Origin of the sequence: Pseudomonas sp. MYb118, assembly GCF_040947875.1 — a bacterium.
Classification (GTDB): domain Bacteria; phylum Pseudomonadota; class Gammaproteobacteria; order Pseudomonadales; family Pseudomonadaceae; genus Aquipseudomonas.
Genome location: NZ_JBFRXN010000003.1, coordinates 486,977 through 512,046, shown reverse-complemented (window position 1 = coordinate 512,046; position 25,070 = coordinate 486,977). Strand labels below are relative to the sequence as shown.

Genomic DNA, 25,070 nt, shown 5'->3' with positions numbered 1-25,070 from the left:
GTCAGACAGCCAGCGTTATCGTTAACGACCATCGCGAGCAGGCTCGCTCCCACAGGGGATTTTCAGTGGATGCAAAATTCGCCTTCCCATTTAAACAATTGTGGGAGCGAGCCCGCTCGCGAAGAGGCCGGTACAGCCATACAGATTCTGGATCAGGTCAGATCAGCCAGGTACGCCCACGGATAAATCCCGCGCTCATGCCCATCACTGAAGATCAATTGCAGCCCATACCCCTGCGGATGGAGTTCAACCACCCGCACACGCTCATCCACCAACGGCGGCGTGCCTCGCAAGCGAAACGCCCGGCATTGCGAGCATGGGCACTGGCGGCGCAGTTCGGCGTGGGCCAGTAGCTGTTCGCGTCCATCCGGCCAGTTGAGGCGCAACTGCTGTCGGCTGCGCGAGTTGCCGATCGCCAGCGGGTTCATTGCAACTGGCCCAGGGCGATGCGCACGGCTTTACGCACTTCCGGGTCGCCGTCGTCCTGGGCGGCCTGCAAGGCGGCGATGGCGCCTTTTTCGTTGAGCTCGCCAAGGGCCAGTGCAGCTTCTTTGCGCAGATTGCTGATGCGATGGCCGAGGGTTTCGATCAACGCGTCCAGTGCCGGGGCAAAGCGCAATCGGCCGAGGCTGCGGGTCGCGCGCAGGCGCACCTGCCAGTAATCGTCGCTCAGCGCCGCAATCAAGGCCGGCCCGGCCTCGCCATGTCCGACCTTGCCCAGCGTCGTGGCGGCCTCTTCACGCACCTGCCAGGCCTGATCCTGCAACGCCTGACGCAACGCCGGCAGCACCTGCGTATCAGACGCCAGCCCCAGCGCCCCGGTGGCCGCGCGGCGCACGTCGGTATCCGGGTCATCACTGGCCAGCCGAGCCAACGCCGGCAAGGCATCGAGCTGCTTGAGCCAGCCCAATACGCCAACCGCCTCACGCCGGACGTTGGCGTCACGGTCGGCCAACGCCAACAACGCCGCCGGGGCGGCCTCGGCAAAGCGCAATTCGCGCAAGGCCCGGAACGCGGCGATGCGCACGCTGACGTCGGCGTGCCCGGTCCACGGCAGGATCACCCGGCCTGCGGCCTCGCTCTTGAGCAGGCTCAGGCTCTGCGCGGCGGCAGCCTGTACCGTCGGCGCAGGGTCGGTCAGGGCCTGGCACAACGCTGCGACCACAGGCGTGTCCTCCCAGGCCTCGAGCAAGCGCGCGGCTTCAGCGCGGACTTCCTCGGTCGGGTCCTCAACCAGTCGATTGACCAGCCACAGCAGGCCGTCCGGTTCCTCGAGGTCAGCCAATTCGATCAAGGCAATCCGGCGCACGCCGGGGTCCTCGTCGGTCAGGCGCGGTTGCAGGGCGAGAATGTCGTCGTTATCGGTTACATCGAATAGAGAAGTCATAGGGCAAATCGCGGCAGTTTGTTTTCGAGAGGAAGGCCCAGCGGGTTCAGGCGCGGTAACTGCCGACCCTCCTGGTGATGCAGCAGTTCGAGGCAATGGCGCTTCAAGCGCGAGAACTCGTGGCTGGTGACCAGTTCGGTGGTACGCGGTCGCGCAAAGTCCAGGCGCAGGTCTTCGATGATCCGCCCAGGGCGTGAGCTCATGACCAGCAGGCGATCGGCGAGAAACAGCGCCTCGTCGATGTCGTGGGTGACGAACACCACCGTGGTGCGAATCTGCGTCCAGATCTTGAGCAGCAGTTCCTGCATGTTCAAACGGGTCAGGGCATCGAGCGCACCGAACGGCTCATCCATCAGCAACAGGCGTGGCCGGTTGATCAACACCCGGGCGATCTCCACCCGTTGTTGCATGCCGCCGGAAAGCTGATCCGGCCAGCGTTCGGCGAACCCTTCCAGGCCGACCAGCGCCAGAATTTCATCGGCCGCGCGGTGCCGCTCGGCCTTGCCGATGCCACGCATTTTCAGGCCGAACGCCACGTTGTCGCGCACCGTGCGCCAAGGGAACAGCGTGTGCTGCTGAAACACCATGCCGCGCTGCGGCGACGGGCTCGACACGTCAGCGCCGTCGACCTTGAGGCTGCCGGCGCAGGGTTGCAGGTGGCCGGCCAGCGCGCCGAGCAAGGTGGACTTGCCGCAACCGGATGGTCCGAGGATGCACACGAACTGTCCTGGCTCGATCTGGCAATCCAGGCCCTGCACGGCTTCGAACGCCGCCCGTCCCTCGCCGAGGCGGATCGACAGACCGCAAATGTCGATCTGCCCTTCAGGTTGTTGAAGAATGCTCATCAGGCTTTTCCTCGTGGTCGATGCCAGGGCGTGAACAACCCGCCGAGGCGTTTGATCAGCAGGCTGCTGCCCATCCCGAGTACACCGATCAGCAACATGCCGACGACGATGTCGGGGTAGTTCTGAATGGTGTAGGACTCCCAGGTGTAATAACCGATACCAAACTGCCCGGAGATCATTTCCGCCGTCACCAGGCAGAACCACGACGTGCCCATGCCGATGGCCAGCCCGGTAATGATGCTCGACGCGGCGCCAGGCAGGATCACCTCGTGCAACATTGCCCAGCGCCCTGCCCCCAGGCTTTTCGCCGAAGCAATGAGGCGCGGGTCGACGCCTTCGACGCCGTGCACGGTGTTGAGCAGGATCGGGAACAAGGCGCCGGTGAAGGTGATGAACACCATCGACAGTTCCGAGGACGGGAACATCAGGATCGCCAGTGGAATCCACGCCACGGCGGGGATCGGGCGCAGCACTTCAAGGGGCGGCAGCAACAGGTCTTCGGCCCATTTCGAACGGCCGATGGCCAGGCCCAGGCCAATGCCCAGGACCAGCGCCGCCAGGTAACCGGCGAACACCCGGCTGAGGCTACTGCCCAGGTGCTGGGCCAGTTTGCCGGAGTCCCCCAGGCCGAGCGCCGCTTCGACGACGGACCACGGGGTCGGTACGTTGGCGAAGGTGACCAGGCCGAGGTTCCAGTGGTGGCTGGCGGCGAACTGCCAGAACAGCAGGCAGAGCAGTAGTGAGGCGGCTCTGGGGAGCCAGCGTTGGAGTGATCTATACACAATTATTCCTCCGGGCAGCCCCACCTCTGTAGGAGCGAGCTTGCTCGCGATGAGGGCGTATCAGTCAGCGTTGATGTGACTGAGCTACCGCGATCGCGAGCAAGCTCGCTCCTACATGGATAGGGTCAGGGCATCAGCGAGTCGCCACGGCCTGGGTCGTGGCATCGGTGAAGTCGAACACCTTGCCGCCCTGCGCCGTGGCGTATTGCTGGGCCTGGCCCTTGAGCAGGAACGCGCTCAGGCGGCCTTTGGCGTCACTGGCGAACCAGGCCTGGTCGGCCAGCAGCTTGATGCCGCTGTCGCTGGCCTGGGCATACACCGCACGGATGTTTTTGCCTTCCTGTTTAAGGCTGGCCAACGCGGTGAATGCCGACTCCGCCGAGGCGTATTGACGGACCTTCAGCTCGCCACGCACCCAGATCTCGGCGACATGCTTGAAGTCGGTGATGGGCTTGCCGCTCGCCGCATCCACGGCCTTGAGCGGAGTTTGTGCGTAATTGGTCAGTTGAGCGTTGTAGTCCAGGTTCGACGCCTTGAACGCGGCACGGATGTATTGGTCGTCGATGAAGGTGTTGAGATCCAGACCCCGGTCCGCCTTCTTCAGCAATTTCAGGGTGTCGATGGCGGTGCCGACCGCCTGGCGGTATTCCGGCTTCCAGCTCAGGTCGCGGGTCTGCACGCCGAGCGGGCCGTGGAACAGGTAGTTGACCTCGGCATCGACGCCCGTGACCTTGGCGATCAGCTCGCTGTATTTCTCCGGCTCATCGGCCAGCAACTGGTTGGCTTCGATGCTGGCGCGCAGGTAGGCAACGACGATTTCCGGGTACTTCTTCGCGTAGGCCTGATCCACCAGCGCGCCATGGAAGGTCGGCGCATTGGCCTGGGAGCCGTCGAAGATCTTGCGGGCAAAACCACGGCTGGTGAACAGTTCGGCAAACGGCACGAAGTCGGCGTGGGCGTCGATCTTGCCAGCCTGCAAGGCGGAACCGGCGACTTCCGGCGCCTGGGCGATGATGTTGACGTCCTTGAGCGGGTCCCAACCCTGATCCGCCACGGCCCGCAGCAACATGCCGTGTGAGGTCGAAGCGAACGGCACGGAGATGGTCTTGCCCTTCAGCTCGGCCAGGGACTGTACGCTCGAGGCACTGGGTACCACGATGCCGTTGCCGCTGCCCTTGATGCTGCCCGACAACACGTTGATGAACAGGCTGTGCTTGCCGGCGGTTTCGAACGCAACACCGTTGAAGGAGCCGGGGAAATCGGCCATGGCGCCGAAGTCGAGTTTGCCGGCGACCATTTCGTTGGTCAGCGGCGCGCCGCTGGTGAAGTTCTTCCACACCACCTCGTATTTGGCATCCTTGTATGGGCCGTCGTGGGGCAGGTACTTGTCCAGCAGGCCCAGTTCGCGAATCAACAGGCCGCCGGCGGCGCAGTTGATGGTCGTGTCCTGAGTGCCGATGGCGATGCGGATGGTTTCGGCCGAAGCCGACAAGGTGAACGAAGCCAGTACCAGACCGGCGAATGCTGCGCGCAATAACATGGGTGTGTCCCCTCGAATCATTTTAGGTGTTCGTCTCCGCCACGATCAGGGCGTGGTGGGAAACGAGGGGTGTTTTTCAAGCAAGCGTCCGGGGTGGCCGGGTGGCGGTTTCTCTGGTGTCTGGGCTTGCCCGCGATGGGGCCCTGTCAGTCACCTCAACAAATAGGGAATGTCGACCTTCACTGCCCCCGTGGGGCAGTCCTTCTCGCACGGCATGCAATACCAGCACTCATCGAACGCCATGTAGGCTTTCTGGGTGGCCGGATTGATCGCCAGCAGGTCCATCGGGCAGACGTCGACGCACACGGTGCAGCCTTTATGGGCGATACACAGGTCTTCATCGACCGTGACCGGGGCGTTTGAGCGAAAGAAGATTTCCTGGGGTTGATAGGCCATTTCACGGTCTCTCTTATAAGGGTGCTCAGGCGGCAAAGGCACCGACTCGCAGCCGGTCGTAGGCCTGCATTTCTTCGGCATCCAGCGGGATGATGTAAGGCTCGACGGCTTTCTTGAAACTGCTCATCAAACCGTTTTCATCCTTTTTCAGGTGGCAATGGCAGAACCAGTCGCTGTCGTTACGTTGCGGGTGGTCGACCCGATAGTGGTAAAGCCCCCAGCGACTTTCGGCGCGGAACAACGAAGCCCGGGCGGCCATTTCCGCGCAGTCACGGATCACGCTGACTTCCATGGCGCGCATCAGTTCGTGGGCGTTGTGCGCCTTGATCTGGTCGAGGTCGCGCTGGATGTCGCTGAAACGTTGCAGGCCGATTTGCATCTTCTTCGTCACTTTCGGCGGTTGCAGGTAGTCGTTCACGAAGCGGCGCAACTTGTACTCGACCTGGGCCGGCGGCAGGCCGTGCTCGCGATCCAGCGGTGCGTAGACCCTTTGTTTTTCCAGCTCGACCTGCGCGGCATCGACTTCAGAAAACTCACGACCTGCAACGTAGTCCGCGGCGTTGTTGCCGGCAAACCAGCCGTAGGTGAACGCACCGAGCATGTAGTTGTGCGGCACGGCCGCCATGTCACCGGCCGAATACAGCCCCTTGACCGAAGTTTCCGCCCTCTCGTTGACCCACACCCCGGACGCCGAATGCCCGCTGCAAAAACCGATCTCGGAGATGTGCATCTCGACCATCTGCGTGCGGTAGTCGGTGCCGCGATTGGCGTGGAATTGGCCGCGACTCGGCCGTTCATTGCTGTGCAAAATCTCTTCGATGTTCTGGATGGTTTCCTCGGCCAGGTGATCGAGCTTGAGGAACACCGGACCATTGCCGCTCTCCAGCTCCTGGTGGAACTCCCACATCATCTGACCGCTCCAGTAGTCGCACTCGATGAAGCGCTCGCCCTTGTTGTTGGCGGTGTAGCCACCCAGAGGACCGGTCACGTAGGCGCAGGCCGGGCCGTTGTAATCCTTGATCAGCGGGTTGATCTGGAAACACTCCAGGTTCGCCAGTTCCGCCCCTGCGTGATAGGCCATGGCGTAGCCGTCACCGGCATTGGTGGGGTTTTCATAGGTGCCCATCAGGTAACCCGAGGACGGCAGGCCCAGGCGTCCCGCCGCGCCACAGGCCAGGATCACCGCCTTGGCCTTGATCACATGGAAATCGGCAGTGCGGCAATCGAAGCCCATCACGCCATTGACCGCGCCCTCCTCGTCCTTGAGCAACCGGGTGCACACCAGGCGATTGGTGATGGCGACCCGCGCGCGCTTCAACTGGCGGTACAGGACTTTCTTGATGTCGTGTCCTTCCGGCATTGGCAACACATAGGCGCCCATGTGGTGGACCTTTTTCACCGCATAGTCACCGGTCTCGTCCTTCTCGAACTTCACGCCCCAGCGGTCCAGTTGCTCGATCGTCTCGAAACTGTGGGTGGCGTAGGCATAGACCGCCGCTTGGTTGACGATGCCGTCGTTGGCGATGGTGATTTCCTTGGTGTACTGCTCGGGTGTCGAATGCCCGGGGATGATCGCGTTGTTCAGGCCGTCCATGCCCATGCTGATCGCGCCGCTGCGTTTCACGTTGGCCTTGTCGATCAACAACACGCGCAAGTCGCGGTTGCGCTCCTTGGCCTTGATCGCTGCCATCGGCCCCGCCGTGCCGCCGCCGATCACGACAATGTCGTATTCCTGTTCCAGTGTCGCCCTTGTCATGGAATGGGTCATGCCTGATCCCCTTTTTGTCGATCAATACGCAGGCGGTACTGGAACGCATCACCGCGGTAGTAGAGGTGTTCGAAGTCCACGGGTTGGCCATTGGCGTCGTGGGTCAGGCGTTCGATACGCATGATCGGCGAGCCGGCCTCGACGCCCAGCGCCTGGGTCAGGTCGCTGTCGGCCAGCACCGCGTCGATTGCCAGGTCAGCGTGACCAAGCGCCAGGCCGCAGTCGTTTTCCAGGATCAGGAAAATGTCGCGGGTGACCAGGTCGGCCTTCTCCAGCCGCTCGCCGATGGCCTTGGGCAGGTAGGTGATTTCCAGTGAGATCGGCTCGCGATTGATCAGGCGTACCCGCTTAACCTGCGCCACGGTCTCGCCCTCGGCCACCTGCAAACGCTCGGCGACCAGCTTGTCAGCGGCAATGAACTTGAGACTGCGCAGGCGGTTGATCACCTCGTAGCCGCGACCGGTCATGGACTCGGCGAGGCCTTGCAGGGTGCTGACGTTCTGAAAGGTTTTCGGCTTGGCGACGAAGGTTCCCTTGCCGTGGATCTTGAAGATCAGCCCTTCCTTTTGCAGATCGCCCAGTGCCTGGCGCACGGTGATGCGGCTGACCTTGAACAAGGCACCCAGCTCGCTTTCGGAAGGCATCTGGCTGTCCTGCGGGTACTCGCCGTCGAGGATGCGTGCACGCAATACATCCCGCAGTTGGGTGTGCAGCGGAACACTGCTCAGGGATAGAACGTTATCGGTCATGGCTGATCACTTGTTATAACGAGTTATGACGTGATCTTATGGTTCTAATGACCGTGGTGAGAAATACTGTTTGAGAATAAGGTTAGAGCGCAAGATTTTGCGCCATGCCCGAAAACACTGTAGGAGCGAGCTTGTCGAGGCGTCGAACCGTCGCGATGGGCGCCAACGATGACGCTGGCGGCCTGATACCCCGCGGTGTCTGGGCTTCCATCGCGAGCAAGCTCGCTCCTACAGAAATGTGAGGCGGTGTCGGTGGAGGTTCAGCGCACTCAGGTTCAGGCGGCCATCCTTGATGGGCGGACACCAGTAGTAGCCGCCAGTGATCGGGCGGCTGATGCGGTACAGGCCGTCGGTGATGCCGTCTTCCAGGCCGCTCATGCGCCGTAGTTGCGCTTCGAAGGCATCCAGGGAGAAGCCGAACGCGAGGAACATCAGGCCGGCACGATCACCCTCGATCCACGGCATCGAGCGGCGTACCACGAACGCTTCGGGGGCGAAGCTTTCCTGGGCGGTGCGTTTGACGTGGGCGGAGACCGGTGCATCGTCGATCTCTTCGTTGTCGGCCAGGCGACGGCCCATGATGTTGTCTTTCTCATCCGCCGCCAGTGCATGAAAACCTTGCAGATCATGCTGCCACTGCTGGATCGCGGCGAAGCTGCCGCCCACCAGGGCCTCGCCGCCGTCACTGGCCAGCGCTGCGGCGATCGCCTCTTCGTCATGCGGGTTTTCGGTGCCGTCTTCGTAGCCGGTCAAATCATGGCCCGTGAGGTGGCGGAAGGTTTCGTTCATCTGCACCAGACGCAGCGCCGGTGCCAGCGCGGCTTCGACGGCGCGGCTACGGTTGAGCAGTTCGCCACGATCGACGCCATGCAGCCAGCACCACAGCGCATGCTGGGTCGATGGGTTATCGACGCCCACACCGGTCAGCGCCGGGAACGCACGCAGGCCTTCGATCCGGCCGTGCAGCGCCTTGACCAGGGACTCACCGAAACCGACCACCGCCGATTTGCCGTCCACTACCGGCATCAGCTTGTCGAGCGCGGCCGGCAGAGCCTCGACCGACTCCAGCGCGAAGAACATATGACGGGCATGAAGTGGGACGGGGGTGGCGAGAATGCCCGGCTGGTAGTAACTCATATGAACTCCTTAAGAATGAGGCGCGAAGTTTACCCCCAGCGTTGGCCGTTGTGGGCGCTCAAGAGAAAAGATCGCCGGAACATGACATCGCCGCTTAAAAAGTCGGACCAATTAGGCGTATAACCTTTGAACTGAATTTGAACGACAGGCCGCCACCGCATGGCGGACCTCACATGGAGTAAAAACATGACCACTGAACATATTCTTGGCAACCTGTTTCCCGACTCCAGCGACATCCCGGAAAAATACCGCCTCGACGGCCGCACCGAGCAGCGCGAATACCTGGTCGATGGCCAGCTGAAAACCTGGTCCGGGCCCCTCGCCCAGGTGCGCAGCCCGGTTTATCTGACCGGCGAGAACGGCGACGAGCAGGTGATTCTCGGCAGCACCCCGCTGCTCGATGCCGACACCGCCCTCACTGCCCTCGACGCCGCCGTGCGCGCCTATGACCGTGGCCAGGGCCTGTGGCCGACCATGCGCGTGGCCGAGCGCATCCAGCATGTGGAAACCTTCCTCGCACGCATGCGCCAGCAGCGCGACGCCGTGGTCAAGTTGCTGATGTGGGAAATCGGCAAGAACCTCAAGGATTCGGAAAAGGAATTCGACCGCACCTGCGACTACATCGTCGACACCATCAACGCGCTCAAGGAACTCGACCGCCGCTCCAGCCGCTTCGAGCTGGAACAGGACACCCTCGGCCAGATCCGTCGCGTACCGCTGGGCGTGGCCCTGTGCATGGGCCCCTACAACTACCCGCTGAACGAAACCTTCACCACGCTGATCCCGGCGCTGATCATGGGCAACACCGTGGTGTTCAAGCCGGCCAAGCTTGGCGTGCTGCTGATCCGCCCACTGCTGGAGGCATTCCGCGACAGCTTCCCGGCCGGCGTGATCAACGTCATCTACGGCAGCGGTCGCGAAACCGTCAGCGCGCTGATGGCCAGCGGCAAGATCGACATCTTCGCCTTCATCGGCACCAACAAGGCCGCCAGCGACCTGAAGAAGCTGCACCCCAAACCTCACCGCCTGCGCGCTGCACTGGGCCTGGATGCGAAGAACCCCGGCATCGTCCTGCCGGAAGTCGACCTGGACAACGCGGTCAGCGAAGCGGTCACCGGCTCCCTGTCATTCAACGGCCAGCGCTGCACCGCGCTGAAAATTCTCTTCGTCCACGAAGACGTGGTCGAAGCGTTCATCGAAAAATTCAACGCCAAGCTCGCCACCCTCAAGCCCGGCATGCCTTGGGAAAGCGGCGTGGCCCTGACGCCTCTGCCGGAGTCGAGCAAGGTGGATTACCTGCATGGTCTGGTCGCCGATGCAGTCGAAAAAGGCGCCCGCGTGGTCAACCCCAATGGCGGCGAAGCGCGGGCGTCGTTCTTCTACCCGGCGGTGCTGTACCCGGTGACGCCGCAGATGCGCGTTTACCAGGAAGAGCAGTTCGGCCCGGTGGTGCCGATCGTGGCGTACAAGCACCTGGACACTGTGATCGACTACGTCCTGGAGTCGGATTTTGGCCAGCAACTGAGTATCTTCGGCACCAACCCGGTGGCGGTCGGCCGCCTGGTGGACACCTTTGCCAACCAGGTCGGGCGGATCAACCTCAACGCCCAGTGCCAGCGCGGTCCCGACACTTACCCGTTCAACGGCCGCAAGAACTCGGCCGAAGGCACATTGTCGGTACATGATGCGCTGCGGGTGTTCTCGATCCGTACGCTGGTGGCAACCAAGTTCCAGGAAAACAACAAGGAGCTGGTCAGCGACATCATCAGCGGGCGCAACTCGAGCTTCCTGACCACCGACTACATTTTCTGAGGAGCCCTCACCTGAGTACGTTCAACACCCAACGACTGCCACCTCTGGTGCGCCGTGTACTGCGTCCGCTGCTGGACCCGTACCGGCGCTACCGCCATGCCAAACTGATTCACGCGGTGCGTGTGTCGCTGGGGTTGCTGGCGACGATCCTGCTGACCACCGGCATCAACCTGCCCCATGGCGAGTGGGCGTCGGTGACCATGTTGGTGGTGATCGGCGGCTTGCAACACCATGGCAACATCGGCAAGAAGGCCGCCGAACGCGCCATCGGCACCCTGCTCGGCGCCAGCATCGGCCTGCTGCTGGTGGTGCAACAGGCCTGGCTCGGGATGCCGTGGCTGACCTACTTCGCGATGGCGGTGATCTGCGGCTTTTTCTCCTACCACGCCATTGGCAAGGGCGGTTACACCGCGCTGCTGGCGGGCATTACCGTGTTCATCGTCGCCGGGCATGGTGATAACCCGGTGTCCGATGGCTTGTGGCGCGGCGTCGACATCCTGATCGGCATTGGCCTGGCCTTGGCATTCTCTTTCGCCCTGCCCCTGTACGCGGTTTATTCCTGGCGCTACAACCTGGCCGACGCCCTGCGTGATTGCGCCGCCATCTATGGGCGCATCATCAATGGCCAACCGGTCAACGCCGACGAGTATGTGAAGTTGATGAATCGGCTGAACACGGTGATGGTGCAACTGCGCTCGCTGATGCCGTCGGTGTCCAAGGAAGTGAAGATTTCCATGACCGAACTCGACGCCATCCAGCGCCATCTGCGCATGTGCGTCAGCACCCTGGAAATCCTCGGCAACACCCGCCCCGACGCCAACGATCCAGATGCCATGGCGCACCTGCAATCGGCCCTGAAAGCCGAACATCGGCAGATTCGCGTGCAACTGGTGGGCATGGCGCGGGCGCTGAAATCCGGGGACTTTCAGCGCCTCAACCGTCCCGTTGAACCGCCCGCTGTGGCGAGCCTGGATACGCCGGTTTACCACCCCTTGGACGGTTATCGCCTGTTGATCCGGCAGATGGCCAACAACATCGGCGAAATGCGCCAGCGCCTGGCCAAGACCGCCCCACGCTGGAGCATCTGATGCTTACGGCGTGACGGTGCGGCGAAACCTGAGGCTCCAGCCCTGTTGCATGCCGGCCGCCGCCAGCAGAATCGCCGCGACACCGATCCATTGCAGCACTTGCAGGCGATGGCCAAAGGCAAACCAGTCGACGAAGATCGCCGCAATCGGGTAGATGAACGACAGCGCACCGGTCAGTGCGGTCGGCAGTTTCTGGATCGCGCCGTACAGCAGCACATACATCACGCCGGTGTGCACGATGCCGAGGGTCACCAGGCTCGCCCACGCACTCGGTGCTTGGGGCAACGCGGAGAAATGCGCGAAAGGCGCCAGCAGCAACACGCCGGTGCTGACCTGGACCAACGCGATCAGGTGCGGTGGCGTGCCGGTCAGGCGCTTGATGATCAGCGCAGCAATCGCATACAGAAACGCCGCCCCCAGCGCCAGGGCAATGCCCACCAGGTAGTCACTGCCGGCCTCGCCCTGCTCGCCATGGGCGCTGACGATCGCCAGCATGCCGAGAAACGAGACGCCCAACCAGAAAAGCTTCTGCAGGGTGATCTTTTCGTTGAGAAACAGCGCCGCCAACCCCACCAGCATGAACGGCTGGACGTTGTACACCGCAGTCCCGATGGCAATCGAGGCCCGCGAGTAAGACGCGAACAACAGCACCCAGTTACCGACAATCGCCACGCCACTGAGCACCGCCAGCAGGAACGTGGTGCGGGTCAGGATGCCCGGGCGCAGGAAGCCGAACGCGGCGCAGATCAGCAACAAGGTGCCGGCACCGAACAGGCAACGCCAGAACACCACATCCAGCACCGGTTGCCCGGACACCAGCACGAACCAGCCGATAGTCCCGGAAATCAGCATGGCGGCGGTCATTTCAAAGGATCCGCGGCGTATGTTCTTGTCCATCATCAGGCTCCTGTGTTTGTGAACAAAGTATGCCGACTCACAGGCGGGCTCCTCCAGCGCAAAAAGCAGGCTAAACTCGGCATCTGCCTTTTTTATCAAGGCAGATTCGATCAATTGCCTTACCGGGGGTTACGCCATGACTGACGACATCGACCAGGTGCTGATCGCCGCCCTGATGGAAGACTCGCGACGCTCGCTCAAGGCCCTGGCGAACCTCAGCGGCCTGTCTTCGCCCAGCGTCGCCGAGCGTTTACGCCGCCTGGAAGAGCGCGGTGTGCTCAAGGGCTACACCGTCGAGATCGACCCCAAATGCTTTGGTTATCAGCTCCAGGCCATCGTGCGCATCCGCCCCCTGCCCGGCCAGTTGCATGAGGTGGAGCGGCAGATCCAGGCGATCCCGGAATTCACCGAGTGCGACAAGGTCACCGGCGACGACTGCTTCATCGCCCGCCTGCACGTGCGCTCGATGGAGCAGCTGGACACCCTGCTCGACCGCCTCAACAGCCACGCCGAAACAAACACCGCCATCGTCAAGAAAACCCCGGTCAAACGCCGCCTGCCGCCGATGGCGTGAGCGTTTGCACAAATCGCAGGCAAGAAAAAACCCGCCGAAGCGGGTTTTTCCACTCATGAACGATGATTAATCGTCGCGGCTCATGATGCCGAAGATCTGCAACAGGCTGATGAACAGGTTGTAGATCGAAACATACAGGCTGATGGTCGCCATGATGTAGTTACGCTCACCACCGTGGATGATGGCGCTGGTCTGGAACAAGATGCAGACCGACGAGAACAGCACGAAACCTGCGCTGATCGCCAGTTGCAGACCGCTGATCTGGAAGAAGAAGCTCGCGACCACAGCGCCCAGCAACACGAAGAAACCGGCAGTGATGAAACCACTGAGGAAGCTCATGTCCTTGCGGCTGATCAGCACGTAAGCCGACAGACCACCGAACACCAGCGCCGTCATGGCAAACGCCGAGCTGACCACTTCCGCGCCGCCCTGCATGCCCAGATAGCGGTTGAGGATCGGGCCGAGGATGAAACCCATGAAACCGGTCAGGGCAAAAGCCGACACCAGGCCCCACGCGGAATCACGGAGTTTGTTGGTGAGGAAGAAAAGGCCGTAGAAGCCGATCAGCACCACGAAGATGTTCGGGTAGCCAACACGCATCTGCTGGGCGACAAACGCCATCACACCGCTGAAAGCGAGGGTCAACGCCAGCAAGCCGTAAGTGTTGCGCAGGACGCGGCTAACCTCTAGCTGCTCAGCCTGCACGCTGTTGTGAACTGCGTAATCCTGTTCGCGCATGGCGACACTCCTGTTGGTTTGAAACGTTCAGTCGCAAAGATGATAACAGACGCTCTGTAACAAGCTATGGACAGAGTTTGACAGTGTGTTTCATTCGGGTATTATGGCGCCCGCAACAGATATGGAGGTGTGGCCGAGTGGTTTAAGGCAACGGTCTTGAAAACCGTCGACTGTAACAGGTCCATGAGTTCGAATCCCATCGCCTCCGCCATCTTTATACGACAAAGCCCTGATTATTCAGGGCTTTGTCGTTTCTGCTTCTCTCAATTTGCTCAGCTCGTATTCCTGCCCATACCCGCTATTGATCGGAAAGGACCGGCTTTGGCCCGGCGCAGTACACAGACTGTGCCCTGTAAATCCCACGCTTAGACTTGACGATACAGCGTGACCACATCGCCCCCAGCCGGACACCCAACCCCGCAGTGATCAATCACCGCAGGCGCCACTACCAGGGAATCAGGATGATCTGCGGGAAGCAGAACGTGAGGGGAAGCACACGACCCAATAAAGGCGTGAACAAAAACACAGCGAGCTTGACGCGTAGCAATCCTTGCATGGGCTGAGCTCCAAAAAATGGATGCGCAGCTTAGAGATGAAACCCCGAGCAGACCACCAAACGCCAGCCTCAAAATGTGACGGAAAAGCACTGGGCCAGTGAACCACTGAGGCTCACGCGATTGCATAACCTTGACCGACACTCGCGGTAGTGTGACCGGCAGAGAACGGCCAGAAGCGGACGTTTGCAATAGGTAAAAAGATATTTCTTTTCGCTGTGAACGCTGTCTTCTACGCTGTGAGAAATTGCGGCACCGTAGCTCAACGCTCCGACGATGCGTTGGGTCCAATGCTGATTTGCATCTCCCTGCCACACCATGGAATGACCAAATGCACCCATCGTTAAAACAAGCGCTCGACATCATTAATATTGAGCGTAACGCCGCCGAATACACCCAGGCGTTTGACGTGGTGAACGAATTGGTAAGCGTATTTGGCGAGCTTGACCTAGCCAATCGCCTTTTTGAGGAGATACCTCGAACAGTGGCCGAAGAGCTGGTTGTCGAATTGTTCAATTTATTGGCTTGGCAAACGAACGATAACGGCGCGGCAATGACGCGTGAGATCGAGACGTGGCTCAGAGAACAGCACGATCCGCGCAAGCTTAGGATTGCCATGAGCCTGGATGTATATCCATTTCCAGATGCCCAGGAGATGTATCAGGTGTTGTCCACGCTGGCTGCGGCTGTCCCAGAAGTGGCGGCTATGTGCCAGACGCTAATGATGTCACGAAAGGCGAGCACACAGTCAAATATGACGAAAGAAGAAAGAAGCACCACTGGGTCCGCTATGGGTTGACAGCTGTCGCTCGTGAGTGACCGCAATCGACCCAAAGCTGCCGTTGAGGCGAGGCAGTGGGTATCACCGTTCAAGCGTCTTGCTGATCGGTCAAACATAGATGACTCGGTTAACTGCAAGCGCACTCATGCTCTGAGCGTCCTTTGCACATTCGATAAATTTTGCTCATTGAGTATGGTTATTGCCCCATTGCAGGCGTTCGGCGAAAGCCGCGAAACATGCTTTCGCTGGGTGAGGTGGCGCAAGACGACCGTAAATGTAAAAACCAGCTATCGACCCTGCATGCGATAGTGGCAATATGATGTACAAGCGGAAAAAGCAGCATTCGGCACAAGAATTGACCGAATATCATGCGCACAGGAATAAGGGATTATGGCTTCGATTCAGGTGGATGGTGAGGACAAGACCGCAAGGATCAGCGACTGGACGATTCGCTGGAGCGAAAAGTACGAAGCACTGGAGCTGACGTGTCATTTCTCCTCGAGTAAAAAATACACCCGCCCGCTCAGTAACTGCCGAGTATCACCTTCCCGTGAATTGAGCAATGTGCTGCTGACCAAACCTGGCAGCACGATCGTGAAACCAATCGAAAAAGCGGTGATCTACGGCGAGCGATATGCCGTGGTGCACTATCCGGGCGGCACCAGGCCCTACGTCCACAAGATGGACGGCATCGTCTTCACCGCCCCTACCCCGATCAAGGATACGCCGGTCTTCGGTTATTTCACTACGGTTGCAAGTGCTCGACACGCTCAAGCGCAGTCGAAGGATGATAGTGAGATAGCCAGAAATGTCGTGACTCAGCTTGGAAAACTGCCCGCCATCGCCAGCACTGCCTTGCAAGCCTATTGCACCGGGCGCAACGACACGCTCGCTCCAGGTCAGGGGCTCATTTATCCGTTCGGGGTGAACGAAAGCCAGTACCAGGCAGTCGAGCGGGCATTCAGCGCGCAAATCAGCGTGATCGAGGGGCCACCGGGAACCGGCAAGACCCAGACCATCCTCAACATTCTCGCCAATATCCTGTTGCGCGGGCAGACGGTGGCGGTGCTGTCCAACAACAATGCGGCTGTAACAAACGTCTACGAAAAGCTGGAGAAATGCGGCCTGGGCTACCTTGTAGCCAAGCTTGGCAACAAGGAAAACCGCGAAGCCTTCTTCGTCAACCTGCCTGCATGGCCCTCCAGCGCGCCCCGGCCGGCACCTTCCCTGGAAGAGATCCAGGGCTTGCTGGCTCGCTTGAAGCAGCACTTGCAAGACCACAATCGGGCGGCACAACTGCAGATCGAACTGGACGAGTTGATCATCGAGCGGCGCTACCTGCAGCAATGGCAGGCAGAAAATGCTGTACGGGCCACAGGCTCGTTGGACAAGTACGGGCTGACCCCACGCAAGACTGCCGACCTCATGGCCTACCTGGCGCACTTGGGCGAGCAGCGCGTGAAGCTCAATGACCGTATAGAGTTGTTGTTCAAATTCAGAGTCTTTCGCACCAAGCCGTTCGCCGAGGGCGAGGCGCGCATGGCCGCATTCCATGCCCTGCAGATGCATTACTACGATAAGTCGCTGCTGAATAAGGAAGCCGAGTTGCAGGCGTGTCGTGAATCATTGGCGCGCGCAAATTTCACGGCCTTGCTCAAAGAGCTGACAACCGCATTGATGCACCATCTGAAGCAGCATCTGCAAGGCCAGGAACCGCCGCGAGGCAGCTTCGATGTCAAAACCTACCGTGGAGACTTTGATGCCTTCATTCGGCGTTTCCCGATTCTGGGCAGCGGCACACACTCCATCGTCAACTCGATCGCTCCTGGGGCGATCCTCGACTACGTAATCATCGATGAAGCTTCCTTGCAGGACATCGTGCCGGGCATCCTGCCGCTGGGCTGTGCCAAGAACCTGATCGTCGTCGGCGACAACCGCCAGTTGCCGCACATCCCTGTGAAACTGGGGCTGCAGGCGCCGGTCGAGGCCTACGATTGCGAGCGCTACAGCCTGCTGGATTCGTGCATTGCCGTGTTCCAGGACGCATTGCCAAGGACGCTGCTGAAGGAGCATTACCGCTGCCACCCCAGGATCATCCAGTTCTGCAACCAGCAGTTCTATGACAACGCACTGGTGCCGATGACTGTGGACAAGGGCGAGGAGCCCCTGCGCCTGGTGGTAACCGCCAAGGGCAACCACGCACGCAAGAACACCAACCTCCGGGAGCTGGACTCCTTGCTGAAGGTGCTCGAAGACGAGGGACAGCCCGTCGCAGTGGACGGTGAAGGCCGTGGTTACATCGCCCCTTTCCGGGCACAGGTCAGCCTCTCCGACAAGCACCTGCCTACGGACTTCGTCAATGACACTGTCCACAAGTTCCAGGGGCGCGAGTGCGACGAGATCGTCTTTTCTACCGTGCTGGACAAGAAGCGCTACAACCAGACGCAAGGGCGCCTGGATTTCGTCGACGACCCGCGCATGATCAACGTGGCAGTGTCGCGTGCCAAACATCGCTTCACCCTGGTGACCGGTGACGAGGTGTTCACCGAGAACAATGGCCACATCGCTGCGCTGATCCGCTATATCAGCTATTACGCGCAGGACGAACAGATCGTGCGTGCGCCAGTGGTGTCGGCATTCGACTTGTTGTACCGCGAGTACGACCAGTCCCTGGAACGCCTTAACGCCCGTCTGCGACCAGAGGACTCACGCTACAAGTCCGAGCAGATCGTGGCGCAGTTACTGCGCGAAGCGCTGTCGGCCCCGGCGTGCCAGGCGTTGACGTACCACACCCAGATCCAGCTGGATCAGCTTGCATCGACGAATAACCCCGAGTGGACGCAAACCCAGCGAGCGTTCATGACGCGCGCCAGTTGCGACTTCGTGATTTATTTCAAAGTAGGCAAGACCCCGATAGGAGTGATCGAGGTCGATGGTGGGTATCACGACCACCCCGTGCAGGCCGCTCGGGACGCCATCAAGAATGAGATTCTGGCTGCCAGTGACCTTCCCATTCTACGGCTACGGACGGTGGAGAGTGATCTTGAGCGCAGAATTGGCGAGTTTCTGGCGCAGTGGGCCAGGCCTGCTCCGAGCGCATAGGCAAAACTGGGCTGAGGCCAGCAGTTGCACTGGCCGAGCTGTACCATCCCGCGCGTTGCCGGTTTGGAGGGCAAACCCGTTTCCACAAAAATGACGGCTGCCCTTGCCGGTTGCTTCCGACCCAAAGCAGCCCTTCACGAGGGGCCGCAATCGGCCATAAGCAGCCATTCGTAAATGTCCGTTTTCGACCCAAAGCTGTCGTTCATTGATAGCTGTCGCTTTTGCCTGGTTGAGGGTTTATATAACCTCGCGAGATCTATTCGCACACTCGTTTTGAGCTGATTACCTAGGTAGCGAAGTAGATGCTCCAATGAGCGTTCCATCGCGACCCACATGGCCTATGCACAATAAGGCGGAGGTTGCGTACAGCAACGCTGACTTTCAGCTTGACCACGCACTCAAAAAATCGCTGCGATCGATCAGATTCTTGGTATCACGGGTGGTGCCGCATTATTGGACAGGGCGAAGGTGACGAGCGAATCGCGGCCTTCCCAACCCTCCGCAAAGATCAGGGGAGCCCCTGATTTCTGTCTTCCGGCTAGGAATCAACGCTCTTTTGGCTTCTACTTCGCTTTGTTGTCTTTCGCCGTTTTCCAAGCGTCTTTGACGGCTTTGACCTGAGCCATGATCTTGTTGACCGCTTCCCAAGTGTTAGGGCTGCTGCTGGGCTTGCCGGTCACGTCAGCGCCGCAGGTAGTGTGCATGCTGAAGGACCCATCGACCGGCAGCTTTAAGGTTTGAATGAAATTCGGATCGGCGACTCTGACGCTGTACTGCATGTCGGCCAGCTCTTGAGGACCTGTCGTAAAATTGATTCTTGCTGTGCGGCAAGCGGAGAAAAAGAAGGTTTCTTGTTCAGCCTTCCCTAAGTGTTGGACATACTCAGAGATCGGGATGGCGTCATCCGGTATCTTGCCAAAGGTGATCGTGAAACCTATTCCGCCGTCGAGCGGTTTTCCGTCGGCACCTAGCTTTGACAATTTGCCTGGCACACTGAAGCCACTTCTATCTTCGCGGCCTTCCACCAGTGGGCGATCCTTCAATAGTGGTCCTGTGTCCAATGCCATTGGATATGTCACTGCAGTTGCCATCGGTGTTCCACCAGGTAGGGCCCACACCACGCCACCGATGGCAACAATTGTGCCGCCGATAGCTTCCGCAGTCTTCGCGGTGTCGTCCTCGAAGGTAATGCCAAGCGTCTTCAAGAGATCAGTGCCATCGAACTTCGTGAACGTGAGGTGTGTTTTTTTCATCATGCCGTCGTGGGGCTTGATGGCAAATCGGTAGCTGGACCGGGTGTCTTCCTGGGTTGCTTCTGCGGGTGTTGATACCAGAGTGGCTGGCTTCGCTGCGTCGGGGTGATCGATGTAGAGAATGGATTTGGCGAGGGTGAACTTAGTCAGGCCTTCATAGTCTTTGGCGTCCTTTGCAGGTTCCTGGGGATACGGAATGTAAAGCGCCTTGGGTTGGCCGGCGCAGCCGGTCAAGACCGCAGCCGCCAGGGCACTGACGACTAGTTTGGTCGTTTTCATGTCGGGCTCCTTTCTTCTAGAAAAATCTGACCACGTTTGCCGTTCAATACTCGGCAGATTTCAACCTTCGCTGTGCCGTTTTTCGCGGCGACGATTGCAGCGGGCTTTCAACAAAATTGACCCAAAGCAGCTAATGAGTACTAGAAACATCTGAAACCAGGCGCGATTCATCCAATAATTTCTAATAAGCAAGTAGACGAGGCTTTTACTGGCTTTCACCTACTGGTTCGGCGACCCTTACCGGATTGATGTTAGTTCGCAGACGAGAGAACCATGAAGGATCTTGTCTGTGTTAGCGATTGACGACTACGCGGCTGCTATCCATCGATGAAATATCCCGATAACCGAAGAGTTGCACTTTTCAGATCTTCAAGGTTTAGTCCGAGACTGGGATTTAAGCTCAATGCTAGCAACCATGAGGCAAAGGGACTCAATCCGGCATAGAGATCATTTTCGGAAAAGTCTGGCTTCACGATTGGCTCATCACCTACGAGACTAGTAAATCCACGGAATGTCACTGGGCGGTGATTGAATGCTACTGGATTAGCGTTTGATCGGTAGATTATCTCTGAACCGCCCTGCGTCATAGCCCATGGAATCTGAGTCATCCCAACCGCGATTTTCGCTCCATCTAGGACCAGTTCGATGCCAGTGACTCGAACTGCTGGAAGATACTCCCACACGACGGAATACTTAGGATGGTCTTTTCGTATCGTGAAGGACAGCAGATGAGACTCTTTGAAGATATCCCAGTTGACCGCAGAAACTAATAATCTTAAATCTAAATCCAATTGACCAGGTTGCAAATGCCGGCGTGCTTCATATCGCTCCTTCGCTGCCACCCAGTCACGAGATACCGCCTTCTGGTGCGCAATGGATATTGTGGCCACATTCATTGCTGACAATGGTGCATCGACCGGCCGCGCGAATGTGTATGCCAATGCCTTTTTCTCGGCATGTACCATCTGTGCAGCAATGGTAAGGGTGTCCAAGTAGACCCGGCTCATAACACTAACTACGTTTGCCTCAGCAGGGTCTGCCTGCGCCGATAGATTCGACTGAATGATGTCAACTGCGCGGTCTGATGTTGCAACTTGGGATTGCATTTCTACCAATTGGACCAACATCGAATTGTAGTTCAGAATAGCTGAGTTACGAGCCTCCACGCTCTTCAAAAAGTCGTAGCCAGCCTCACGGTATTCTTCGGCCTCCTCCATACCAGTAAATTCTTTGGCGACTTTGTCAAACTCTTCACGTTCCATAATGAATTGAGGCACCCGGGGTCTTGTCTTGTCGAGCTTTTGCATCCCCTCTTGGATGGCAGCGATTCCCTTTGACACATCACCAGCACCTTTAGATATAACAGTCAAATCGTCCTGTATGAGCTTTCTAGAGTCCCAAAGCTGCGCAAGGCTGTCATCGTGGCTTGTATAATCACCATAAAGCTTTGCCCCTGCCGAAGCTGCAGCAATAAAACCTGCGCCACCCGTTGCGACGCCGGAAACAATGGTAGATACAGCGATCAGCGTTCCCGCTAGATCGCATCCATTGGCTTTATTTCTGATGGCGTCATCGAGCTTTTGCTTGGCGAAATTGAGGACTGCTTCTGCCGCAACAACCTTGTCATCCAGTCCAGGAATTTTAGCCAAAAGGTCCTTGGTTTCATCTTTAATTCTGTCGAACTCCAGCTCTAGGGCAAGCACCCGGCCTCGGGCGGCAGACACTGCAATTTGCAACTGAACACGTTGTTTTTCCTTGTTTTCTGCGGCGTCCCAGTACGCGTTGAAGGACTTTTCGACCTGATCTGCTTGCTGTAGAACATGATCATTAATCAGCCTTAAGTAGGTATCAAACGACAGAAGCGGTGCTCGTTCTAAGGTGTAGCCATAGAAGTCAAGGTTGAGATTGATCTTGCGTGCCATTGAGTAGACTCGCCCCATTACATCTTTTTTGAGCGCACTGGGTCTTGGATCATCAACACAAATCGTAAGAAGAAACTCAATTTGCTGCTTTAGAAGAGGGGTAGTCGCATTCCCCGAGCTACGATATGAATCCTCGACCCCACAGGCCAAGATCTCGAGTGATGGTCCATCAAACAATACAGCGAAGTTTTCTGTCGATATTTGGGATAAATGAAGATTTCCATCTTTCCCCACAGGCTCCATTTGTCTCTGTTCAACATCTGCCAACCGTCCATCTCCAGCCGGGCCTTGTGCGCCAGGCGCTCCAGAAGCAGAGCTGGTGAGATAACAGTCCCTAATGATTCTGAGTACACCAAGCGATGCCGCCGACTTGTAAAGGCTGAATGCGACCTCGAAGTGTGGATTTTGCTGTAGGTCGACTAATTGAATAGACGAGCGGGGGCCGGTTGTGTCGTCTATACATGTTTGGAAATCAACTCCACCAGGCTTGCCTTCAGGTCCTCCTGCGCCAAACGATCCCGGTTGCCCTGCCGGTGCATGCATACCATGGGTGCAAATAACCCCTTGCGTGTCGATTACAGCGCGACCCAGTACGGACAATTTGATCTGGCCACCGACACCTCCAGCACCTCTTCTTCCTGGTACTCCAGCCTTTCCTCCCGCTGCACCCGGGCCGCCATTACATTCGGGGGGGATAGGGGTGCCCTCAGGAAGGGTGACGAATTTGCCATCTGCCCCAGCAACTCCTTGTCGTCCATGACCTCCATCCTGAGGACGTCCACCTTCACCACCTACCGCAGTGATACTTAATTCACCTGTGAGCTGCATAGCTGCAATCGTCACATCACCGGCTGCTTGGCCATTGCCACCATCATCTCCTTCAAGGCCATCGGACCCTGGACTGTGGGGCGATTCTTTTCGGAGTTCCGCTGGAAAGGTTGGTAATCCAGGTAAGCCATTGGTCGAGATTCGCCCCCCATCTTGAAAGATTAATTCACGACAAAAGATACTTAGGCTATGACCTTTCGTCTCTGCGAGACCAGTGACGATGATTTGATCCGCAATGATTCTTGTGGGTTTGTCCTGAGCGACCACATCCTCAAGATTTATCGAAACAGCGCTACTCACAACTCGCTCATTTGCTCCTTCGATGACTATTGCAAGCTGATTTCGTCCTAAGCCCATGATCCACTCCTGCACAGTAGGTATCGAATAGAGGCAGCGAAATGCCAACCTCAAGCAAAACATTAGTTCGGTTTATGAAGGGTGATGTAAAAATGTGGTCAGGTGGGGGCGGCTACCCCAGCAGTTGGCAGACGTTGTGGAGTGGGGTGATGAACTGATGTGCGCATACATCATGCCGGAAAAGCGAAAGCGAATCGTTGCGGATAACCGCTTCTGGTCAATTCTGTTGACAAAGTCGACTTCAGTTTCGGCTCAGTAAAGAATGCGCCTGAGATTGAAATCCATAACGAGATTAGCGACATATGACGGATCAGCTTTGTGTTGTATTCATTCCGGCGCTTTCGGTAACGCTGCAAAGCGCCGAACCGAACAAAGGCTCGCCGCTCCTGAAGCACCTCGATTTAGGTTGACTGACTTCCTCAGGGCGTGAAGCTGCCGGTGAGCAACGGCAGAGTTTGGCCAAAAATAGACAATGATTACCGAAGCACCATTTAAATCGCGGCTCGGCATGCTGGATTCGCCTCAACCTTCAGTTGGCGCCATGTTGCTGTCGGAGGAAGAAAGTGAGGCTCAAGCTTGGAGGCCTGTCATATGACAGACAGAATATGGCTATGCCATGCAATAAACTGCGCTGTTTTTTTAAACTGGAAGAGTCAATCCGAGAACTTGCAGTAAAAAGCCGATAGCAATCAGCAGCATCCCCACCAAATAAGAAATGGCATCAACCCAGGAAAACCGTACGTATGTCACTACCTGAGCTTTTCCGATTTTGACCTGAATGGACTTTAGCAATGGATCTTCGGTCTTCTGAATGGCAGCTTGATGAAACACCCAGTTATCCAGCATCACCCTTACCGGGGGGATAATCATTACTGCTGAACCAAAAAATGCGAGCAAATTTCCTTGCTGAGCTGTTCCAACCAATCGCAAACTGAAATACATCACCAATAAACTAATGAGAAGGACGAGACTCTTCAAAATTACTCGGCGGAGCTTAAACTTCGCAGGGGATCTCATCGTTCTTTATAGCGAACATAGTTTATGGCGAATTCATCAACGACGTGGCTAGGCTTCTTGACGTAGCTGGTAGCCTCAAGAATCGACATGGACTTAGGCGCAAAACTGAAGCCAAATCGGTACCCCAGCGCAGATGCAATGATCGCTAGGGTCACAATCGACGTTTTACCCTCAGTACTGGCTGAGAGGATATCTTGGAGTTCCAGGACAGATACTCCGGAATTACTTGCGATGTCTCTAAGTTCTTCGATTGATTGACCAGAGGCTTCAATAATTTCGGCTACCGCTGCGGCCACTTCGAGTGCTGCACGTTCCTGTCTCAACGCCTGCTCGACAGCAGGTAAGCGCTTGGCTGCCGCAGCAATTTTTGCGGCAATCCGGTCTTGAGGTGACTCTAGGGATGAATCCGGTGGATTATTTTTAGCCATGGTATGCCCCTGCAGACAATGCAGCAGTCATCTTATTGTGACGCTCTTTGCTATCAGTTGCGCTTTCGTTAGTGGGTCTCGGCTCCGCGAGTGCTTTAAGGATTCGTACCTCTCCATATTGCGCCATTGGCCGCTTGATGAAAGTTAAATACAGGTGATGCCCCCTGGTTTTGCGAGCATGTAGAATCGCTTCTGGCCTAAAACTTGAACAGTTAATCAGATCCAGAGGTAATGGTTTTGCATAGCAGCGACCGTCCACCTTCATTTTGTTCATGGCGGTGAAGAATCGTGCCGCAGCCACTACAGCATCTTCGTCAGAACTGTCAACGAGCCGTTCCAGTTCCGACCAGGCGTTGTCTGCACCGAACGTGTCATCGTAGATACGGTACTCCACCTGCCTCCCCTCCTTTTCCACGACCAAAGGTACTGCTTCTGATAGCGTAGACCGACCAAAGAAATTCACCAACCATTTCACTGGTCCGTTCGTGACATTCAATTTGTACGGTTGTCGGCTTGGGTAAACTTTCGCCAACAAACCGCAGGCTAGAGAACTCAGGAAGCTTGTCATACTGTCGATCCATGACCAGCTCCGGCAAGAGAGGACAGTATGGAAGCTGTGCGCAACGCTTTGTGAACTGCGTGTGGTGACGTGGACTCATTTGAGCGGCGGCTTCTGGCCGATTCCAGCCACTCGCGCAGAAGCATAAACCCCACGTTCAAAAAGCCAACAATCCATTTCCTAGCGTTCCCCTACGACTAACTGTCAAAGCGGAAAATATCCCCAAACTCATCAGAGCTAGATAGCTATCCCTGCGCGACAAACGGCCACAACCGGT

At 57.9% G+C, this 25,070-nt stretch carries 21 protein-coding genes and 1 tRNA gene; 6 read left to right on the top strand and 16 right to left on the bottom strand.

Translation table 11 applies throughout. The features are described 5' to 3' along the window. Positions 1-152: 152 nt before the first annotated feature. The 9 genes from ABVN20_RS23825 to ABVN20_RS23785 form a co-directional block, all read right to left on the bottom strand. Complete coding sequence (locus ABVN20_RS23825) at positions 153-428, bottom strand: DUF971 domain-containing protein (RefSeq protein WP_368558202.1); 276 nt, start codon at positions 426-428, stop codon at positions 153-155. Next, positions 425-1,387, bottom strand: coding sequence for a HEAT repeat domain-containing protein (locus ABVN20_RS23820; protein WP_368558200.1), 963 nt, complete (start codon positions 1,385-1,387; stop codon positions 425-427). Before ABVN20_RS23820 ends, ABVN20_RS23825 begins: the two co-directional genes overlap by 4 nt. Next, positions 1,384-2,232: an ABC transporter ATP-binding protein gene (locus ABVN20_RS23815; protein ID WP_368558199.1), complete on the bottom strand. Its 849-nt coding sequence runs from the start codon at positions 2,230-2,232 to the stop codon at positions 1,384-1,386. Before ABVN20_RS23815 ends, ABVN20_RS23820 begins: the two co-directional genes overlap by 4 nt. Further along, positions 2,232-3,014 (bottom strand): ABC transporter permease, encoded by a 783-nt coding sequence (locus tag ABVN20_RS23810; protein ID WP_368558198.1) that lies wholly within the window; start codon positions 3,012-3,014, stop codon positions 2,232-2,234. The genes ABVN20_RS23815 and ABVN20_RS23810 overlap by 1 nt, the downstream gene beginning before the upstream one ends. Positions 3,015-3,147: 133 nt before the next feature. Beyond that, positions 3,148-4,554 (bottom strand): ABC transporter substrate-binding protein, encoded by a 1,407-nt coding sequence (locus ABVN20_RS23805; protein ID WP_368558197.1) that lies wholly within the window; start codon positions 4,552-4,554, stop codon positions 3,148-3,150. Positions 4,555-4,704: 150 nt separating this feature from the next. Next, positions 4,705-4,950 carry a ferredoxin family protein gene (locus tag ABVN20_RS23800; protein WP_008060065.1) on the bottom strand — a complete coding sequence of 82 codons (246 nt, stop codon included), beginning with the start codon at positions 4,948-4,950 and terminating at the stop codon, positions 4,705-4,707. Positions 4,951-4,975: 25 nt separating this feature from the next. After that, on the bottom strand, positions 4,976-6,706 hold the full coding sequence (locus ABVN20_RS23795) for a fumarate reductase/succinate dehydrogenase flavoprotein subunit (RefSeq protein WP_368558708.1): 1,731 nt from the start codon (positions 6,704-6,706) through the stop codon (positions 4,976-4,978). An 8-nt stretch (positions 6,707-6,714) separates the two neighbouring features. Next, entirely contained in the window at positions 6,715-7,467 is a 753-nt protein-coding gene (locus tag ABVN20_RS23790) for a GntR family transcriptional regulator (protein ID WP_368558196.1), read from the bottom strand. A gap of 228 nt (positions 7,468-7,695) precedes the next feature. Then, on the bottom strand, positions 7,696-8,604 hold the full coding sequence (locus tag ABVN20_RS23785) for a Dyp-type peroxidase (RefSeq protein WP_368558195.1): 909 nt from the start codon (positions 8,602-8,604) through the stop codon (positions 7,696-7,698). 186 nt (positions 8,605-8,790) lie between these two features. On the opposite strand from ABVN20_RS23785, the gene ABVN20_RS23780 reads away from it, so the two are divergent. Then, complete coding sequence (locus tag ABVN20_RS23780) at positions 8,791-10,416, top strand: NADP-dependent glyceraldehyde-3-phosphate dehydrogenase (RefSeq protein WP_368558194.1); 1,626 nt, start codon at positions 8,791-8,793, stop codon at positions 10,414-10,416. 68 nt (positions 10,417-10,484) lie between these two features. Beyond that, positions 10,485-11,504, top strand: coding sequence for an FUSC family protein (locus tag ABVN20_RS23775; RefSeq protein ID WP_368558707.1), 1,020 nt, complete (start codon positions 10,485-10,487; stop codon positions 11,502-11,504). A gap of 3 nt (positions 11,505-11,507) precedes the next feature. Here the strand turns inward: ABVN20_RS23775 and ABVN20_RS23770 are convergent, their stop codons facing one another. Then, complete coding sequence (locus ABVN20_RS23770) at positions 11,508-12,401, bottom strand: DMT family transporter (RefSeq protein WP_368558193.1); 894 nt, start codon at positions 12,399-12,401, stop codon at positions 11,508-11,510. 136 nt (positions 12,402-12,537) lie between these two features. Between ABVN20_RS23770 and ABVN20_RS23765 the strand changes: the two genes are divergently transcribed. Beyond that, positions 12,538-12,975: an Lrp/AsnC family transcriptional regulator gene (locus ABVN20_RS23765; RefSeq protein WP_368558192.1), complete on the top strand. Its 438-nt coding sequence runs from the start codon at positions 12,538-12,540 to the stop codon at positions 12,973-12,975. A 66-nt stretch (positions 12,976-13,041) separates the two neighbouring features. On the opposite strand, the gene ABVN20_RS23760 is transcribed toward ABVN20_RS23765, so the two are convergent. Continuing rightward, on the bottom strand, positions 13,042-13,713 hold the full coding sequence (locus ABVN20_RS23760; protein WP_368558191.1) for a Bax inhibitor-1/YccA family protein: 672 nt from the start codon (positions 13,711-13,713) through the stop codon (positions 13,042-13,044). A gap of 123 nt (positions 13,714-13,836) precedes the next feature. Here ABVN20_RS23760 and ABVN20_RS23755 point away from each other — a divergent pair. The 3 genes from ABVN20_RS23755 to ABVN20_RS23745 all read left to right on the top strand — a co-directional run bounded on the left by ABVN20_RS23755 (position 13,837) and on the right by ABVN20_RS23745 (position 18,150). Beyond that, positions 13,837-13,924: transfer RNA gene (locus tag ABVN20_RS23755), tRNA-Ser, on the top strand. A 674-nt stretch (positions 13,925-14,598) separates the two neighbouring features. Next, positions 14,599-15,066 carry a hypothetical protein gene (locus ABVN20_RS23750; RefSeq protein ID WP_368558190.1) on the top strand — a complete coding sequence of 156 codons (468 nt, stop codon included), beginning with the start codon at positions 14,599-14,601 and terminating at the stop codon, positions 15,064-15,066. Between the two features lie 372 nt (positions 15,067-15,438). Beyond that, a complete protein-coding gene (locus ABVN20_RS23745) occupies positions 15,439-18,150 on the top strand; it encodes an AAA domain-containing protein (RefSeq protein WP_368558189.1) in 2,712 nt (903 codons plus the stop codon). Positions 18,151-18,713: 563 nt separating this feature from the next. Here the strand turns inward: ABVN20_RS23745 and ABVN20_RS23740 are convergent. The 5 genes from ABVN20_RS23740 to ABVN20_RS23720 all read right to left on the bottom strand — a co-directional run bounded on the left by ABVN20_RS23740 (position 18,714) and on the right by ABVN20_RS23720 (position 24,802). Further along, on the bottom strand, positions 18,714-19,682 hold the full coding sequence (locus tag ABVN20_RS23740; RefSeq protein ID WP_368558188.1) for a hypothetical protein: 969 nt from the start codon (positions 19,680-19,682) through the stop codon (positions 18,714-18,716). A gap of 317 nt (positions 19,683-19,999) precedes the next feature. After that, complete coding sequence (locus ABVN20_RS23735; RefSeq protein WP_368558187.1) at positions 20,000-22,789, bottom strand: hypothetical protein; 2,790 nt, start codon at positions 22,787-22,789, stop codon at positions 20,000-20,002. Between the two features lie 639 nt (positions 22,790-23,428). Continuing rightward, complete coding sequence (locus ABVN20_RS23730; protein ID WP_368558186.1) at positions 23,429-23,767, bottom strand: hypothetical protein; 339 nt, start codon at positions 23,765-23,767, stop codon at positions 23,429-23,431. Between the two features lie 35 nt (positions 23,768-23,802). Continuing rightward, a complete protein-coding gene (locus ABVN20_RS23725; protein ID WP_368558185.1) occupies positions 23,803-24,234 on the bottom strand; it encodes a hypothetical protein in 432 nt (143 codons plus the stop codon). Continuing rightward, the gene (locus tag ABVN20_RS23720) at positions 24,227-24,802 is read right to left on the bottom strand and encodes a hypothetical protein (RefSeq protein WP_368558184.1); all 576 of its coding nucleotides are present in this window, start codon (positions 24,800-24,802) and stop codon (positions 24,227-24,229) included. The genes ABVN20_RS23725 and ABVN20_RS23720 overlap by 8 nt, the downstream gene beginning before the upstream one ends. Between the last annotated feature and the right edge of the window lie 268 nt (positions 24,803-25,070).